Raw genomic sequence first — 255 nt, forward strand, 5'->3', positions numbered from 1 at the left:
CATCGAGCACGTACACCTGGGTGTTGGCGATCGGACGGCCGATCGGGATGCTGCGCGCCCCGGCCGGCACTTCATCAATCTCGTAGGTGGTGGCGAAGGTCGTGGTCTCGGTCGGACCGTAGCCGTTGAGCAGATGCCGCGGACGGCTGGTTGCCAAGACCTTGCGCACCACCTGCGGGTCGAGCGCGTCGCCGCCGACGATCAGGTAGCGCAGGCCGCCGAAGGCCGGCGCCAGCGCGTCGGCGTACTGGTTGA

1 protein-coding gene is annotated in these 255 nt (G+C 68.6%); it reads right to left on the reverse strand.

The features are described from left to right. Window positions 1–255 (reverse strand): AMP-binding protein (locus KVP70_RS35935; protein WP_217946785.1); only part of this gene is annotated, 255 nt, incomplete at both ends.

Origin of the sequence: Duganella violaceipulchra, assembly GCF_019166075.1 — a bacterium.
Classification (GTDB): Bacteria; Pseudomonadota; Gammaproteobacteria; order Burkholderiales; family Burkholderiaceae_D; genus Rugamonas; species Rugamonas violaceipulchra.